We start from the raw sequence: 13,846 nt of genomic DNA, 5'->3' as shown, positions 1-13,846 counted from the left end.
TCGTCGCAGAAATGTTGGGGGTTCCTGGGAGTCGGGGGCGGTCGGTCGATCGGGATGCTCTCGAGCGTCGCTTCGACCAGTCGCATGTCATGCGTATTGGCGCCTTCGACGGCGATCCCCAGCGGAACGCCGGCGCCATCGGTAAGCAGGGAGCGCTTCGTGCCGCTCTTGGCGCGATCGGTAGGGTTTCTCCCGGTTTTTTTCCCCACCCAACGGCGCCTTCGTCATCGCGCCGTCGATACTCTGCCAATCCCACTGAATGCCGGCGAAGGCCTCGTACTCTTGCAAGCCCGCACGCCACAAGGCGCGGAACACGCCCTTGCGGACCCACAACTGAAAGTAGCGATGCAGACTGCTGCCCGAACCGAACACCTTGGGCACCGCCTTCCACTGACAGCCGGTCCGCAGCACATAGAACACGCCGTCGGCGACGTCGCGCAGGGCCAACGGCGGTCGCCCACCCTTCTTGGTCCGCTTCCGTTGCTTGGGCAGCAGCGGCTCCATCCAGGTCCCAGACTTCGTCGGGGATGCGAAACTCGGTCGCGATGCGTTCGGAATTCATGGTCGGCCTCCTGCCAAACTGCGAAGCCACCGTGCTTCGCTGGCCACAACCTAACCCCCGACTTGACGTTTAACAAAGACCAGTTTTGGGACCAGAAACCGGGTCAGGACCAGAAACCGGGTCAGAACTGCTCCGTAGAAAACCCGCCGATAGCTTCATCCGCTAGCGGCTCGGCGTGCGTAGCACGCTTGGATGAGTACGACTTCCAAGAGTCCGAAGCGGGTGCTGGCAGTTGCCTATCGGATCGGTTGCGCGGCGCTGGCGCCCTACGCGCATCGCTCTAGTCCCAAGAAGTTCACGCAGCCGCAACTCTTTGCCTGCCTGGTGCTCAAGGAGTTCTTGCAGCTCGACTATCGCAAGCTGGCGGCGCTGCTGAGCGACTGCACCGAGCTGGCGGCGACGATCGAGTTGCATGCGATCCCGCACTTCACGACATTTCAAAAAGCGGCCGAGCGGTTGTTGTCGATCCGACCGGTGCGACGACTGCTCGAGGCGTCGCTCGGACAAGCGCGGCAGCAGCGCAAGTTGGGCAAGCGCAGTCACCTTGCCGCGCTCGACGGCACTGGCTGGGAGTCGCATCATGCGAGCGACTACTTCGTGCGCCGCCGGGCGAAGGGCGGAAAAACCTGGCAAAACACCACTTATCGGCGGTTTCCCAAGGCGGGCCTGCTCTGCGATTGCCGCAGTCACCTGATCCTCGCCCTGGTGCCGGGCCGTGGACCTGCGCCCGATGTGCCGCACTTCCACGCGGCGCTCGACGACGCGCTCTCGCGGATTGCGATCACCACACTCGTGGCCGATGCCGGTTACGATGCCGAGCACGTGCATGAGTATGCCCGTGAGGAGTGCGGCGTGAACACGTTCATTCCCGCGAAGATCGGCCGGCCGACCGCGAAGCCGCCGAGCGGCTTTTGGCGCAGGCGAATGGCACGCTGGTTATATCTCACGCGCTACACGCAACGCTGGCAGGTCGAGACCGTCAACAGTATGCTCAAGCGGCTGCTGGGTTCGGCGCTGCGGGCGCGACGTTATCATTCCCAGTGCCGCGAACTCTGCCTGCGAGCGATCACGCTGAACGTGATGATCCTCAGACGTAGCAGGGTTTTCTACGGAGCAGGTCAGAACTGTTTATGTTGTGCACCTAGTAGGTGCGCGATCGCGTCGCGCGGCGAGTTGTGGTGTGGTTGGACGCAAGCTGCGTCAGTGGGCTTCGTCGGTGCCCGTGAGTACTTCGGCCTTGTAGCCGCCGCGTGAGAGGTCGTAGAGCAGGATCGCGCCGAAGATCACGATCAGCACCAAGGGCAGCGCGCTGACCCAGCGGAAGGCCATCGAAAAACCGACCGCTTCGGCTGCCCGCACCGGCTGGCGTTGTTTGAGCTGTTGATCGAGCTCGGCGACCTGTGGATTGCCGGGGGCCAGCTTGTCGATCTCGCCCAGATTGAGCGCGCCTTGAGCCAGGGCCTTGACCTTCAGGCTACCGGTATCGGGCTTTTCCTCGGCGGCGACATGCGCCAATTGTTTCTCGACGCGCGGATTGGCCACGATTTGCGCCGCCACGTCGGGCTGCTGCTTCTGAATCGTGACCAGTTGATCCATGATCTGGCCTTCGAGCGCCATCAGCTTGTCGGTATCGACCGCGCGATTCGGAGGTGTGCCCTTGATGAATTCCGTCGCCTGGCCGCCGGACTTGTCGAGCTCGGCCACGGCGTAGTGATCGACGAACCGGCCCATCTGCGGCAGGATCTGCGAGATCGACAGGTTGCCCACGCAGCCCATCAGCGCGAGCGCCAAGGCGCCGCCGCGCGGGAAACGCTCGGCCGTCACGCCCAGCATCGTCGGCCAGAAGTAGGCGATGCCCAGCCCGAACAGCGTGGCATAGCCGAACGCCGTGGCCGTGCTGTTCGCAAAACTGAGCAGGTACAACCCTGTCCCGGCCAGTACCGAGGAGACCAGCAGCAGGCCGATCGGCGAGATGCGGTGCGCAATCGGCCCGGCGAAGTGTCGCAAGATGAACATCAAGGTCGACGTGTAGACCAGAATCAACGTGCCCGAGACGTTGCCGCCGGTGACGCTCGTCATGACCGATTCTTGCCACTGCTGGGGGCCCAGCTCGGTGGCCGCGGTGAGCAGCATGCAGAAGGCCCAGATCAAGAACAGCGGCCGAAAGATCTCCATGAACATCTGGCCGAGCGAAACGCCCGACTGCACGGCCTCGGTTTGCGGAAACTTGCTGGGAATCAGCATCAGGCCGTACAGCGCCGCCGGCAGCAGGATCAGGCACATCTTCGTTTGCCAGTCGACGTTCATCCCGTCGACGGCGAAGAAGCCCAAGTCGATGCCGCGCCCGACGTACAGGGCCAGCAAACCACCGAGGATCAAACCGCCCGGCCACCAGGCGTGCAGGATGTTGAGAAAGTGCGTCTTGTCGCGCGGATAGAGCGTGGCCACGAGCGGATTGATCGCCACCTCGGTAAAACCGTTGCCGCAGCCTTGCAGGAAGAACAGCCCGTAGAGCACCCAGAGATTCGTCTGGGGATCGGAGAAGTAGGGCTCGCCGCCGACCGCCATCGCCAGCACGCCCAAGGTCGAAGCGACGTGCGAGAACAGGGCCAGGAACAGGATCCGCTTCATGCCCAGGTAGTCGCAGATAAACGCGCCGCCGAGCATCGAGACGGCCATGCCCAGGAAGGCCCCGTCGCCGATCGAACCCTTTTGCTGCTGGCTGAACTGGAAGAAGTTGCCCAGGTCCTGAAGCACGTCGCCGCGAATGATGAAGGTAAAGGCCGAGGTGATCAGGGCCAGACAGCTACAAACGAACAGCCAGCGTGCATGCATTGGATTGCGGCTCCCCAAAGGGCGGCGTGCGGCAGAACGAGCCCGGCCCGACTCCTCAAGCTCTCCCGGGCCAGCTCGACAAAAGCTAGCAGTATAGTTGCCGACTGCGTCAAGTAAACCAAATGCTGACAAGCGGTTGGGCGCAAAGTCGGTGTCTTCGCTGCCGTCTTCCTGGTTTGCCAGGTCTGCCCATCAGTGCGAACAGCGCAGCGCGACGCATCATGCGCGACTCACTCGGTCGGCGCCCTCGCTTGGCTCGGCCAGGGTGAGCCTCTCACCCGCCTTGACCTTGGATTTTCGGCCTGCGTACGATGCCCCGCTTTTGTCGCGGCGGCGGCGTCGTATCTCGCCGCGCCGTACCGGGATAGGCTTGCTCGTAGCTTGAAATTGAACCGCGAAACCTGGGACCCCGCCCGGATGCGCAAGCGGCCCTGGTTGGAAACCGTGTTGCTGCTCTTCATGTGCGGCGCGATCGTGCTCGCGCTGGGCGTAAGGTTCGTTGCGGCGCGGGTGATCGACGAACGGCTGTGGCATCAATGGCAGGCCGGCGATCGCGATGCGCCGTTTCAATTCGGCGACAGCGCGTCGTACTGGTATCTCGCGCAGCGCATCTACCGCTGCGAACCGTACGCCTATGGCGGCCCCGACGCCCGCATCTTTCGCACGCCCGGATATCCGGCCTTGCTGGCCGGCTGGTTCACGCTGATCGGTGACGACGACTACTGGTTCACCCAGCGCACGCTGAGGGCACGCTATGCCGGCGCGACCCTGGGGGCGATCACCGCGCTGTTGACGTATTTCCTCGGCCGGAGCGCCGGCGGCATCGTGACGGGTGTGCTCGCGGCGCTGGTCGTGGCCTTGTATCCCGGTGCGATTGCGATGAGCGTGTTCCTGCTCAGCGAAGCGGCATTCTGCCCGCTGCTGGTCGTGCAACTGCTGCTGACCAAGCAGGCCTGGCGCGGGAGCGGCCACGCGTTTCCGGCCATCAACAGCCTGCTGGCCGGGGCCGTCGGCGGATTGGCGACCTTGGTGCGCCCGAGTTGGCTCTTGTTCACGCCCGCCTGGGCCGTGGCCGAAGTGTTGACGGGGCGCAATCGCGGGTCGCTGGTCCGCGCCGTTGCGGCCGTCGCCGGCATGGTCGTCGTGATGGCGCCGTGGTGGTATCGCAATTACCAGGTGGTAGGGCATTTCGTGCCGACGACGCTGCAGGTTGGCGCGAGCTTGTACGACGGCCTCAGTCCACACGCCACCGGCGCGAGCGACTTGCAATGGGCCGAGGAGGTGGCCCGCCAGGTGCGCGCGCAGGCGGCCGGCGCCGAGCCGCTGGAATACCGCATCGATCGCCGCTTGCGCGACGAAGCGGTCGCGTGGGCCGTCGCGCATCCGCGGCGGGTCGTCGAGTTGGCCGCGCTCAAGTTCGCGCGGTTGTGGAACATCTGGCCCAACGAGGCCGAGTTTCGCAGCTGGTCCTTGCGGCTGGGCGTGATGGCCGGATACTTGCCGGTGATCGCGCTGGCGATCGTCGGCGGCGTGCTCGCGCTGCGCGGTGTGCGGCTCGCGGGCACCTTCGAGCCGCGCCTGGTGCTGCTCTGCTGGCTGCCGGCCTGTTATTTCACGGCCCTGCACGTGGTCTTCGTCAGTTCGCTGCGCTATCGCGAACCGGCGATGCTGCCGCTGGCCGTCGTCGCCGCCGCGGCGGCCGTGCACTTGTGCGGCCGTGGTCGTTTCGCCTCGACGAGCGGAGGCGACTGATGCACTGCTGGTTCGATCATTGCTGGAAACTCTGCAAGACGGCGGTCTTCGTTGGCGCGGTCGTGGCCTTGGCCGTCGGTGGCTATCTCTACTTCGGCTTCGACGAAGGCATTCGCAGCCACATCGAGGGCCTGCTGCGCAAACACTATACGCACCTCGACGTCCGCGTCCGGTCGGCACGTTGGCTGCGCGGCGAGGGCATCGAAGTGCGCGGCATCACCATCGCCGAGCCCAATGGCGATGGCGAACGCGCCGAACTAGTGCACGTCGAAGAACTGGTGCTATTGGGCATCAAAGACCTCAAGGAATTAATCGCCGGGCCCAAGATCGACCGGCTGATCTTGCGGCGGATGACCGTTCGGGCGACGCGCGGCGCCGACGGTACATGGTCGACCGCCCAGTTGATGCCGCTGCCGAAGTTCAGCCGCAACCCGGTGCGCGGCCGAATCGAAGACGGGCGCGTGATCCTGGCCGAAGCCGGCAAGCAGCCGAGCGACGAGTTCGAGCTGCGCCAGATTCAGCTCGAACTCGAGCCGCAAGGAATCGACGCGCAGCACCCGACCGGGAAAGTCCTAGCGCTCAGCGGCCAACTTGTGGGCGATCACTTCCGCCGCGTCGATATCCGCGGCCAGATGACCCCCGACGGCCGCGAGATTCGCGGCACCGGCACGGCGGCGGGCGTGCAGGTGTCGCCCGACTTGTTCGCCGCGCTGCCGCTGCCCGCCAACGAGTGGAGCGACGACCTCGCGGCGATTCAGGCCGTGGCCGACATGCAATTCGAGCTGGGCAAGTCGGCCGACCCTCAGGCTCCCTTGCAGTTTCGCCTGACCGCCCAGTTCCGCCAGGGACGCATCGAGCATCCGCGGCTGCCCTACCCGTTGGCCGACGTCGCCGCCGACTTGTCGATTGACAATCAGGGCATCGTCGTGCAGGAGCTCACGGCGCGCAACGGGCCGACCACGTTCTGGCTGACGGCGCGGAGCCACGGCCTGCAGCCGTCGAGCCCGCTGGCGCTCGAACTGAGGGTCAGGCAAATGGTGCTCGACGAGCGGCTGCAGCAATCGCTCGCCGGCGAATGGCATGACAGTTGGAACAAGTTCCTGCCCGCCGGGGTCGTCGATGCCGACGTCAAGCTCGCCTTCGACGGGCAGGTTTGGCAGCCCGAGGCGCGTGTCCATTGTCGCGACGTGGCGTTCACGTATTACAAGTTTCCCTACCGCCTGGTTCGCACGCGCGGCACGCTCGACCTGGTCGGCGAGCAGTTGACGATCAACCTGAAGGCATCTTCCGGCACGCAGGACGTACGGATCGAAGGGCGGATCCATCAGCCGGGCGCGCACTTTTCCGGCAAGCTGATCGTCAAGGGAGAAGATCTGCAGGTGAGCGATACGCTGCTCGGCGCGCTGGTTGAATCGCAGCGCAAGGTGATCGAGTCGCTTAATCCACAAGGCACGTTCGACGTCGATTTCCGGCTCAACCGCACGCTGGCCGATGGACCTATCGACAAGTACATCTGGATCGGCCTGAAGCGCTGCTCGGTACGGTTCAACGATTTCCCGTACCCGCTCGACAACGTCCGCGGCACCGTCGAAGTGAACGGCCCCGTGTGGGAATTCCGCCAGCTTCAAGCCACGAACGACAACGGCCTGGTGACCGGCAGCGGCTATCTGCGGCCCACGGCCGAGGGCAGCGAGCTGTATTTGAAGATCGACGGGCAGAACATTCCGCTCGAAGCCGAGCTGCGCGAGGCGCTGTCGCCGAACGTGCGTCGGATCTGGGCCGAGATGAAACCCTACGGCAGCGTCAACCTGGCGACTGAGGTGCGCTTTCAGTCGCCGGCGCGCCGGTTGAGCGTCAGTTGCGACGTCACGCCCGTTGGCGAGACGACGTCGATCGAGCCGCATTCGTTTCCCTATCGCCTGGAGAAGTTGCGCGGCACGCTGCACTACCGCGACGGCCAGGTGACTTGGGACCGGATCACCGGTCAACACGATCGGGTCAACGTGGCCGCCGGAGGCAGATGCGACATGCTGCCGGGCGGCGGCTGGCGATTGTCGCTCGAGCGGCTGGCCGTCGACCGTCTGCAGGTCGACGACGATCTGGCCCCGGCTTTGCCGCCGCGCTTGAAGAGCGCGATCGAACGGCTGCGCTGGAACGGTCCGCTGAGCATCCGCGACGGGCAGATCCAATTTGTCGCGGGTGTCGACAATCGACCGCTCGAAACCAGCTGGCGAATGGCCATTCATACCCATGGCGGTTCGTGCGAAGTGGGATTGCCGATCACCAACTTGCACGGCGGCGTGCTACTTTCCGGCAGTTCCACGGCCGCGGGGGTCCGCTGTAGCGGCGAACTCCAGCTCGACGCGGCGTCGTTTCGCGACGTCCAGTTCACCGAGGTGCGCGGGCCGATCTATTTCGACGACCGCGCCGTCTGGCTGGGGGGCTGGGTCCAGTCGGGTGCGCCAGGGCAAACGCCGCGCCGCATCACGGCCCTGGTCGACGGCGGGACCATCGCGGCCGATGCCCAGGTCATGCTCGGCCAGTGGGCCACGTACGTGCTCCGCGCCTCGCTCGCGGGGGCCGATCTAGCTTATCTATCGCGCGACGTTGGGCATCGTAGCGGCGACGTGCAAGGCAAGGCCTCGGCGGCGATCGAACTGCGCGGCAGCGGTCAAGGCGTGCACACACTCGAAGGTCGTGGCTCCATATCACTTTCGGAAGCCGACATTTACGAGCTGCCGCTGATGGTGGCACTGCTCAAGATCCTCAGCGTGCGCGCTCCGGACACCTCGGGCTTCAGCAAGGGCCAAATCGACTTCCGGATTCAAGGCGAAAACGTCTATTTCGATCGCCTCGATTTCAATGGCGACGCCATCACGCTGTGCGGCAAAGGACAAATGGATCTGGAACGCCGGGTCGACCTGCGATTCCACGCGCTGGTGGGCCGCGACGAGATCCGTGTCCCCGTGCTGCGCGAGGTCATGGGCGAGGCGAGCCAGCAAATCCTGCAAATTCACGTCGGCGGCACGCTCGATGCACCGACGACCTACCGCGAGCCGCTGCCAGGAATCAACCATGTCCTCCAAGCCCTCCGCGGAGGGAGTGAGAAACTGTTCCGCTAGTACCCGGCCGCCCGACTGCCGGCCGAATCGTGTGTCACACTTGAATTACGCCACGGTGTACAACCCTGGGTCTGCAGACTTCCCACCCGGATTGGCCCCCCCTGAGCGTTCGTAACCTTCCCTTCCGCCCATTTTCAAGCGCATGGGAGAAGATCGATGAGCATCGGAGCCACGGGTTTCTTGGGTAGCCTCGGCGGCGTTCCAGTTACGCAGGGCCGGGCGACCGACGTCGAACGGTCACGGCAAGATCGGGCCAATCAAGAGCGCCAGGTTGCCAGCGGCGACAAGGCCGAGGCCGCCGCCGGGATTGGAACTACTGACGAGGATCGCGCCACTCAAGATCGCGACGCCGACGGTCGTCGACTCTGGGAAGAGTCACCGGAAAATCGGCACGACGCCGCCAAGGAAGCCGGTGAACAAAAGGAAGGCACCGGGGAACCGACGCCGCGCCCGGCCCGCGATATTACCGGAAACAGCGGTACTCTCATCGACTTAGCGGGCTGAACGCACCGGCGACCGAGACCGAGTTGCCCAAGGCCTGAGCAGGACGTGCCTTGGGGCCCGGCAGCATTCGTTGCGTTGTCACAAAAATGTGACAGTTCTAGACCCGTGCGGCGGTTTTTTCTGCGCAATATTTAACGCCTTACAAATGAATGGCTTGCGGCTACACAACCGCCGGCCTGCCAGAGCGCGCGGTTTGGCGTTGCTAGCAAGGCGCACCATTTGCGTCCGGGCGGCCTGACGATTTCGTTTGTCTGTGCATCCTGCCGACGAACTCCTTACTTCCTTCTGGTTCTGATGTTTCTTGAGGAGTCTGCAATGTCTCGATTGTTTGGCCCCAGGCTGGGGCAGGCGGTTTGGTTGTCTTGTTTGACATGGGCGATGGCGTTTGCTTGGGCGGGTTCGGCGTGGGCACAAGAGCCCGCTGCCGAGACACCCCCGGCGGCCGAGACGCCGGCGGCAGCGGAAGCTCCAGCCGCCGAGACCCCCCCGGCCACCGAGGTGGCCGAAGTAGAAGTTGCCGAGGTCGAGGCCGCTCCGCCGCCGCTCGACTCGGGGAACAACGCCTGGATGCTGACCAGCTCGGCGTTGGTGCTGATGATGACCGGTCCGGGCCTGGCGCTGTTCTACTGCGGTCTGGTCCGTAAGAAGAACGTGCTCAGCGTGATGATGCAGTGCTTCACGCTGATGGCGCTGATGACCGTGATCTGGGCCATTTACGGCTACTCGCTCGCCTTCGGCGGGACCGATCCCTTTTGGGGCAATGCCGACCACCTGTTCATGAAGGACGTGCAGACGGTCTACAACGAAAGCACGAACTCGATCGACATTCCGATGCACAGCCTGGGCAATATCCCCCGGCTCACTTTCATGCTCTTCCAGGGCATGTTCTTCGTGATCACGCCGGCGTTGATCTGCGGGGCGTTTGCCGAGCGGATGAAGTTCAGCACGATGTGCGTCTTCATGATCATCTGGGGCACGGTCGTTTACTGCCCTTTGGCGCACTGGGTCTGGGGTGGTGGCTTGCTCGCCTTCAACACCGAGAACGCCATGAAGTTGGGCTTCAACACCGGGGCCCTCGACTTCGCCGGCGGCACGGTCGTGCACATCAGCTCGGGCGTGTCGGCCTTGATCTGTGCCTTGGTCCTCGGTCCGCGCCTCGGTTACCGTAGCGACCCGATGCCGCCGCATAACCTGACGTACACCGTCATGGGCGCCGCCTTGCTGTGGGTGGGTTGGTTCGGTTTCAACGCGGGCAGCGAACTGGCCGCCGACGGTTTTGCATCCAGCGCGTTTGCCGCCACACACTTCGCAGCGGCCGCCGGGGCCCTGGCCTGGGCGGGCATTGAATGGATCGCCCGCGGCAAGCCGACCGTGCTGGGCGCCTGCTCGGGCGCCGTGGCCGGGCTGGTCTGCATCACTCCGGCCTCGGGCTACGTCCAGCCGATGCCGGCCATCGCGATGGGTCTGGCCGCTGGCGTGGTCTGCTACTTCGCCTGCACCACGCTCAAGGGCGCCTTCAAGTACGACGACTCGCTCGACGCCTTCGGCGTGCACGGCGTGGGCGGTACGTTGGGTGCCGTGCTGACCGGCGTGTTCGCCAGCCGCAACGTCTACGGCCTTGCCGACAAGGACGGCAACCTGATGCGGCTCGGCCTCTTGGAAAACGGTTCGCTGTTCGGCGGTCAGGTCGCCGCGGTGGTCATCACCTGGATCTTGGCTGCCGTCGCGACGTTCATCATCTTGAAGGTGCTGGACGTCACGATGGGGTTGCGCGTCTCGCAACAGGACGAGATCCAAGGTCTCGACTTCAGCCAGCACGGCGAAGAAGGCTACATCTTCCTGTAAGCCGTTCGCCAGATTCGCTTGTCGACTCGGCCCGCCTGTTGGACAATGGACCACAGGCGGGCCGGGTTTTTTCGGTCTCCCGCCTGGTGTACCACAAGCGATCGGAAGGCGGACGATGAAGAAGGTCGAAGCGATCATCCGGCATTTCAAGCTGGAGGACGTCAAGCTTGCCCTGACCGAGCAAGGGGTGGCCGGGATGACGATCACCGAAGTCCGCGGTTTTGGCCGCCAAAAAGGGCACACCGAGGTCTACCGGGGTACGGAATACGCCGTCGATTTCCTGCCCAAGGTCAAGGTCGAGGTAGTCGTCAGCGACGACCGTCTCAAGAGCGTGATCGATACGCTGTTGCGCACCGCCCAAACCGGCCAGATCGGCGACGGCAAGATCTTCGTGATCAACCTGGAAGAGTCGATCCGCATTCGCACCGGCGAAACGGGCGAAGACGCGCTCTGACCCGGGGCCGCTCCATATCAGGGCCCGGCGGCTGCTCCGGCTGCCCGGGGAGCCGACCGATCCCGTGAGCAGGACCACGTCGCATGCGACCTTGGGTCATTGAGGCCAAGCAGCAATTGATCGCCGGGCGCGAAAAACTGCGCCACCGGCATTCGCAGGGCAGTCCGGGCATCCAGGTCTGCACGGCGTTGACCGATCTTTACGATCAGGTCGTCATCAAGCTCTACACCTCCGAGCTGCTCGACCTGCACGAAGCGGGGCCCGAGCACTTGGCCGGGCAGGTCGCACTGGTGGCTTTGGGCGGGTATGGCCGCCGCGACGTGGCGCCGTTTTCCGATGTCGACTTGCTGCTGCTCTACCCCGAGGAATGCGATGGACGGATTCGGTCGCTGTCGAAACGTTTGTTAGAGGACGTTTACGATTCGGGCCTGCAACTGGGCCTGCAAGTACGCACGATCGCCGACGCCTGTCAGTTCGGCACCGAAGACGCCAAGACCTGCACGGCGCTGATGGAGGCGCGCCTGCTGGCCGGCAACGGCGACCTGTACGAGCGCTTCACGCGGCGGTTTCAAGCGCGCCTCCGCCGCCGCCAGTCCACGTTGTTTACGGCCATCGAACGGGTCCGGTCCGAAGAACGGCAGCAATACGGCGAGACCGTGTACCTGCTCGAGCCGCACATCAAGCGTTCGCAAGGCGGGCTGCGCGATCTGCAATTGTTGCGCTGGATTGGTTATTTGATCTACGGTCAGGCCGATCCCGAGGGGCTGCAGCTAAACGGCGCGCTGGCCCCTTCCGATCACCGCGTGATTCGGCAGGCGACTGATTTTCTGTTGCGCGTGCGCAATGAAATGCACTTCAGCGCCGGCAAGTCGCACGACGTGCTGGACAAGAGCGAACAAGTTCGGCTGGCGACCGCATTCGGGCACACGGGTACCGATGCCATGTTGCCGGTCGAACAGTTCATGCGCGAATATTTTCGCTGCACGCAGGCCGCGACGACCGTCATCAACCGGTTCATCGAGACGGCGCGACCCGGCTCGCGCCTCGCACGGTGGGTCGAGCACTTGTGGAGTCACCAGGTCGAGGGCGATTTTCGGGTCGGCCGCCGGACGATCTGGGCCACGGGCTCGGGGCTGAGCAAGATCACGACGTCGCTCGACCAGGTGCTGCGGATGGCCGATCTGGCCAACCTGTACAGCATGTCGGTCGATCATGCGACGTGCGAGGCGGTGCGGTTGGCCGTGCCGCAAATGGACCATACGCTCACCCCGGCCGCGCGGCGCCATTTTCTTTCGCTGCTGGCGCGCCCCGCTCGGCTCGGCGAGCAGCTCCGCAACCTGCACGAAATGGGCGTGCTCGAGCGCGTCGTGCCCGAGTTCGCTCATGCCCGCAGCCTGTTGCAGTTCAACGAGTATCACCGGTATACGGTCGACGAACACTCGCTCCGGGCCGTCGAAGCCGCCGCGGCGTTCCGGTACGAACGCGGGCTCCTGGGCCGGATCTACCGCGCCATCGGCAAGAAGGACATCTTGCACCTGGCGCTGTTGATTCACGACCTGGGCAAGGGATACGTCGAAGACCACAGCGAATTGGGCCAGCGGATTGCCGCCGAGACGGCCGCGCGCCTGCGCCTGCCCGAGCACGACACCGAGATTCTGAAGTTTCTCGTCCACAAGCATCTGCTGATGAGCCGCAACGCGCTCTGGCTCGACCCGACCGACCCGCAGTTGGTCACGCGGTTCGCCGTCGAGGTTGGCTCGGCCGAGGTGTTGCAGATGCTGTATGTGCTCACAGTCGCCGATTTCCAAGCCGTCGGGCCCGGCGCCTACAACGGCTGGCGCGCCGAGATGTTGAGTATTCTCTATCAAGGCGCGATCCAACGGCTGGCCAGCGACGACCCGGCGCTGGTGCCCAGCGAGAAGCTGCACTCGCGCCGGAGCGAGCTGCGCGCCTACTTCGCGCGCGACAACAACGTCGAGTGGTACTATCGCCAGATCGACGCGCTGCCGGCCTCCTATATCTATGCCAACTCGGCCGACCAGATTGCCGACGAGCTGCGCGAGATGGAGGCCCTGCAGCACGGCGAGGTCCGCGCCCGTGGACGCTTCAACGCCAAGTCGCAGATCACCGAATACACGGTGATCGCCAACGAGGACATCGCGCCGGGCATCTTCCATCGGCTCACGGGTGGGCTGTCGTCGCAGGGATTGGAGATCCTCGACGCGGACATCAACACTCTGTCCGACGGGTTGGTGTTCGACCGGTTTATCGTGCAGGACGCCGATTACCAGGGCGAACCGCCGCCCGACCGGATCGACACCGTCTGCCAGACGCTCATCGCATCGCTGCGCATGCCCGACGGACAGCTCCCGTTCTTTCGCAGGAGCTACTTCGCCGCGAACCGACAGCAGAAAGAGGCGCTGGCCCCGCAGCCCTCGCAGGTACGATTCGACAACAGCACAGCCACCGGTGCGACGATCCTGACCGTGATCACGCACGATCGCCCGGGCCTGTTGTTCCTGGTCTCGCGAAAGATCTATGAGCTGGAGTTGTCGGTGCTCAAGGCGAAGATCGGCACGTACCTCGACCAGGTCGTCGACGTGTTTTATGTCACCGATCCACAGGGGCGCAAGATCACGGACGAAGACCGCTTGGATTCGATTCGCCAGGCGCTGCTGGAATCGGTGGCTGGGAGCGATTGACGCCGAGAATTGCCGATCGGCCAGTCGGCGTGAGGGCAGCTGGGCACCACGTCGGCAGGCGAGCCCCGTC

General features: G+C 64.4%; 9 protein-coding genes. 7 read left to right on the top strand and 2 right to left on the bottom strand.

The window, feature by feature from the left end; genetic code table 11:
* Positions 1–87 precede the first annotated feature (87 nt).
* Positions 88–504: a transposase gene (locus tag K1X74_10465; protein ID MBX7166757.1), complete on the bottom strand. Its 417-nt coding sequence runs from the start codon at positions 502–504 to the stop codon at positions 88–90.
* 250 nt (positions 505–754) lie between these two features.
* Here K1X74_10465 and K1X74_10460 point away from each other — a divergent pair, with 250 nt between their 5' ends.
* Complete coding sequence (locus K1X74_10460) at positions 755–1,816, top strand: transposase (protein ID MBX7166756.1); 1,062 nt, start codon at positions 755–757, stop codon at positions 1,814–1,816.
* Here the strand turns inward: K1X74_10460 and K1X74_10455 are convergent.
* Positions 1,763–3,397 carry an MFS transporter gene (locus K1X74_10455; protein MBX7166755.1) on the bottom strand — a complete coding sequence of 545 codons (1,635 nt, stop codon included), beginning with the start codon at positions 3,395–3,397 and terminating at the stop codon, positions 1,763–1,765. The genes K1X74_10460 and K1X74_10455 overlap by 54 nt on opposite strands.
* 381 nt (positions 3,398–3,778) lie before the next feature.
* Between K1X74_10455 and K1X74_10450 the strand changes: the two genes are divergently transcribed.
* The 6 genes from K1X74_10450 to glnD all read left to right on the top strand — a co-directional run bounded on the left by K1X74_10450 (position 3,779) and on the right by glnD (position 13,776).
* Positions 3,779–5,149 carry a glycosyltransferase family 39 protein gene (locus K1X74_10450; protein ID MBX7166754.1) on the top strand — a complete coding sequence of 457 codons (1,371 nt, stop codon included), beginning with the start codon at positions 3,779–3,781 and terminating at the stop codon, positions 5,147–5,149.
* Positions 5,149–8,271: a DUF3971 domain-containing protein gene (locus K1X74_10445; protein ID MBX7166753.1), complete on the top strand. Its 3,123-nt coding sequence runs from the start codon at positions 5,149–5,151 to the stop codon at positions 8,269–8,271. Before K1X74_10450 ends, K1X74_10445 begins: the two co-directional genes overlap by 1 nt.
* Before the next feature lie 156 nt (positions 8,272–8,427).
* Entirely contained in the window at positions 8,428–8,775 is a 348-nt protein-coding gene (locus K1X74_10440; GenBank protein ID MBX7166752.1) for a hypothetical protein, read from the top strand.
* 315 nt (positions 8,776–9,090) lie between these two features.
* Complete coding sequence (locus tag K1X74_10435; GenBank protein MBX7166751.1) at positions 9,091–10,620, top strand: ammonium transporter; 1,530 nt, start codon at positions 9,091–9,093, stop codon at positions 10,618–10,620.
* A gap of 115 nt (positions 10,621–10,735) precedes the next feature.
* Positions 10,736–11,074 carry a P-II family nitrogen regulator gene (locus tag K1X74_10430; GenBank protein MBX7166750.1) on the top strand — a complete coding sequence of 113 codons (339 nt, stop codon included), beginning with the start codon at positions 10,736–10,738 and terminating at the stop codon, positions 11,072–11,074.
* Between the two features lie 83 nt (positions 11,075–11,157).
* Positions 11,158–13,776, top strand: a complete 2,619-nt coding sequence (gene glnD / locus K1X74_10425; protein MBX7166749.1) for a [protein-PII] uridylyltransferase — start codon at positions 11,158–11,160, stop codon at positions 13,774–13,776.
* The last annotated feature ends 70 nt before the right edge of the window (positions 13,777–13,846 follow it).

The sequence above is a fragment of the Pirellulales bacterium genome (assembly GCA_019694435.1).
GTDB lineage: Bacteria > Planctomycetota > Planctomycetia > Pirellulales > JAEUIK01 > JAIBBZ01.
This window is presented reverse-complemented; position numbering and strand designations above follow the sequence as displayed.